This is a genomic window from Gardnerella sp. 26-12, from assembly GCF_001660745.1.
In the GTDB taxonomy this organism is placed as follows: domain Bacteria; phylum Actinomycetota; class Actinomycetes; order Actinomycetales; family Bifidobacteriaceae; genus Bifidobacterium; species Bifidobacterium swidsinskii.
Map to the genome: position 1 here is coordinate 1 of NZ_LWSR01000126.1, position 3,524 is coordinate 3,524.

2 protein-coding genes are annotated in these 3,524 nt (G+C 44.4%); both read right to left on the reverse strand.

The window, feature by feature from the left end; all coding sequences use genetic code 11:
- Positions 1-67: 67 nt before the first annotated feature.
- Positions 68-1,492, reverse strand: coding sequence for a hypothetical protein (locus A5295_RS05690; RefSeq protein WP_064622115.1), 1,425 nt, complete (start codon positions 1,490-1,492; stop codon positions 68-70).
- A gap of 176 nt (positions 1,493-1,668) precedes the next feature.
- Positions 1,669-2,634, reverse strand: a complete 966-nt coding sequence (locus A5295_RS05695) for a polyphenol oxidase family protein (protein WP_064622117.1) — start codon at positions 2,632-2,634, stop codon at positions 1,669-1,671.
- Between the last annotated feature and the right edge of the window lie 890 nt (positions 2,635-3,524).

Sequence of the window (3,524 nt, forward strand, 5' to 3'; positions counted from 1 at the left end):
AGACAGAATACCAGCACATTCTAGCGTACGATGTTTAAGCCAATCTACAAATTTTACAATATTTTCTTTATTGGTTATCTGTGTCTTGGTCTTCTTGAGACTCGTTAGCTTCTTCAGATTCAGCCAACGCAGCTTGAACATCTCGCTGAGCCTGCTTCGCATCTGCAGAAGATTGAGCATCCGACGAATCCTCATTATCGTCAGAAGCTTGCGCAACTTGTTGGTTTTGTTGAGCATCCCCAAAATCAAATCCAGAGAAAGCATTCGCAAACAGCGAACGCAATTCCGTAACGCGCTGCGTAATAGTTGCCTCACGATGCTGCAATTGGGTTAATCGAGTCGTCATGCCATCAAGCTCTTGCTGCGCTGCAGCTCTACGCTCTTCAACCTGAGCAGTTGCCTCCTGCATAGCTTTGCGCACAATATCAGCAGCCTGACTATCCGCAGCCTGATGCGTTTGCGCTGCATATTCGTCAGCTTCTTGATGAACAGTTTTTGCGCGATCAACCAAAGCATCTGCTTCTTCCTGAGCTGCTCTTTCTTTCTCTTTCAAACCAGAAAGCAAGGCATTGACTTTCTTTGTAGCTTCCTCCTGTTGAGCAGCAATATCTGCTCGAATCTGCTCAACTTCTGCACTAACTTGGCTTAACGTACGCGTGCGTTCAACTTGAGCATCATCTGCAATTTCTTGAGCTTTAGCAGCAGCAGCATCCGTAATTTCGCCAGCTTTGCGCTGTGCGTCAGCCATCATCTTCGAAGCGTGTTCGCGCATATCAGCAAGCTTTTTATTTGCTTCTGCAAGAGCAGATTCAATCTGATCGTTTGTTTCAGCTTTAGCACGTGCAATCTCTTCGTTTGCAGCCGCACGCTGCTCAGCAATTTTTTGCGCAGCTTCCGACTTAAGTTGCGAAATGCTGCTTTCTTGCTGAGCGCGCTCAGAAGCCATGCGCTTCGTATGTTCTTCTTGAGTGTTTTGTAAAGCTAATTCTGCAGCGTCTTTTTGAGCTTGCACATCTTTAGCAGTAGTATCGCGCAAACGTGCAGAATCTTCTTGTGCAGCTTGCATAAGTTGTGTCGACTTTTGCGTGGCATTGGAAAGCATTGTGTCTGCTTTAGTTTGTGCTTCTTGCATTAAATGTGCAGCATCCAGTTTTGCATTGTTCAGCAAAGTTCCAGCTTGTGCTTGTGCATTCTTTTTAATTGATGCAGCATCTTGCTTAGCGCGCTCAAGCAATTGAGAACTAGTCTGCTCTGCAGATGCCAGCAATTGTTGCGCATTTGCACCTAAGGATGCAAAAGTATTTCCGCTTTTTGCACGTTTTACATTATTTTTTTCTTCTTGCAATTGCGCTTGTAATTGCAAAATTGATTCATCGCTTGAACGCACTTGTTCACGCAGACGAGAAATAGTACGCTCATAGTTTGCAAATGCTTCATTTACCTTGTCTTTATCGTACCCACGCAACGCGGTTGGAAATAAATCAGCCACCATAATATTCCTTTCACAAGCCCCCACACAGCTGCACAAAACGCTGTGCTACACCATCAGAATCAACGCTATCACTTACAAGCAAAAAACACTCGTGTGTTGCGCACGTTTTTGCTAAGCTCACACAACTGCACTTACTACCTAGCTCAAATACAGTAATGTTTATATAGCATATGCGATTATTTGTCGCGAATTACTAAAGCAAGAAGTCTACCTTCATGCGATTTTCCAGCTAAACTAGCACGTCGATGAGAATACCATAGCGGATTTTCCAAAGTGCACATTGGGTTTTGCAAATTTTGCAAACGTTCCGGCAAAGACTCGCCTTCCCCATCTACTTCGCAAATCGTGCGCAATTCCTCATCTTCCTGCAAATATTGCGTAGCTGCAGTAACTCTTGGCAAAGCGTCAACAATATTCGCAACTCCTGCGAGCGCTAAATCAATGCGTGCAGCTTCAGCAATATCAATACCAATTCCACCGAAACGCGTTTTTGTTACAGTTTGCGGATAACGTTTTTCAAAATCGCGCGCAATACTCTCACCAACTTCGTAGCAATCTCCACAAATACACGGACCGAGCACTGCTTCTATACGAGAACGCTCAGCTCCCTTTTCGCACATTGCTTCGATGACAGCATCAAGCACTCCAGCCATCAATCCTTTTCGTCCACAATGCGCTGCAGCGATTACTCCAGCTTCGTCGTCCGCAAGTAAAACTGGCAAACAATCTGCAGCAAACATTCCTAATGCAAGCGAGCACGCAGTTGAAACTTGCGCATCTGCTTCAATTCTCAATTGCGAATCCGCAAAACCTGTTGCATCAAAGCCGTAAGAAGTATTCCATGAATCTACTACACTATCTGCGTCAAATACTTCTCTGCTATGAACTTGAGCAACAAGCGACAAGTCAGCTTGCAAAGCTTTTTGTAAAGCTGCGCGATTGCTTGCTACAGCCTCCTCACTATCTCCTGCGCGTCCGCCTAAATTAAGTGAAGCAAATGAACCTTCAGAAATTCCACCCAGTCTAGTAGTAAAAACTGCATGAGTGCGAGACCCTAACGGCACTGGAATGGTTACAGGAATTGGCGTACCATCCTCATCTTCGTGAGGCAATGGCATACCAGTTACGCTTGTTTCTTGCATTTTATTGTTTTCTTTCAGCCTAAATAAGCCAATTCTTCATTGCTTAATTGCAAATCGGAAGCTTTCAAACTATCTAAAATTGTAGCTGGTCTGTGAGCTCCAGGAATGACAAATATGTGATCGCCTTTAGCGAGCTCCCAAGCCAAAACTACTTGCTGATAACTTACGTTATGATCTTCAGCAACTTTGCGGAATGGATCGAAAAGATGCTCGTCATAAGGATGACGGAATCCACCTAATGGACTCCAGCAAACAAAAGCAATTCCAAGCTTTTCGCAATATTGCAACGTATCTTCATTCTCTAAATGAACTGGAGAATATTGATTTTGTACTGCTACTAGCTTTTCTCCTAAAATGTTGCGCGCAATATCGATTTGCTCCACAGAAGCGTTAGAAATACCGATTTCTCGAGCCACACCTTCATCAAGCAACTCTTGCATTGCTTCAATAGACTCATTGTATGGAACTTCTGGATCTGGCCTGTGGAAGTAAAGCAAGTCAATAGTGTCAACGCCTAGAGCCATTGCAGACTCTTTGGCATGCGCAATCAAATGCTCTGGCTTACCATCCTTACCCCACGTTGGTCGCCCGTCAGTAAAGTTACGGAAGTGACCGACTTTAGTAGCAACCAAAATAGAAGATTTGTCGCCTTTCCAGCTTTCTAAAGCCTCACGAACAAGCTTTTCGCCAGTTTGTTCTTCACCACCAGAGCAGTAATATGCCCAAGCTGTGTCAATATGCGTACAACCTGCATCAAGAGCTGCGTGAATTGTTTCAATTCCCATATCGTGACCAAGATTGTTTTCTATTGTCAATGGCATTTCGCCAAAACCAATAGCGGTTGTATCAAACGAACCTAATGCGCTGTCTCTTATACACATCTCCGAGCC

Excerpts from the sequence above, each read along its gene's own strand:
- A5295_RS05695 (WP_064622117.1), bottom strand. The coding sequence starts at position 2,634 with ATGCAAGAAACAAGCGTAACTGGTATGCCATTGCCTCACGAAGATGAG.
- A5295_RS05690 (WP_064622115.1), bottom strand. The coding sequence starts at position 1,492 with ATGGTGGCTGATTTATTTCCAACCGCGTTGCGTGGGTACGATAAAGAC.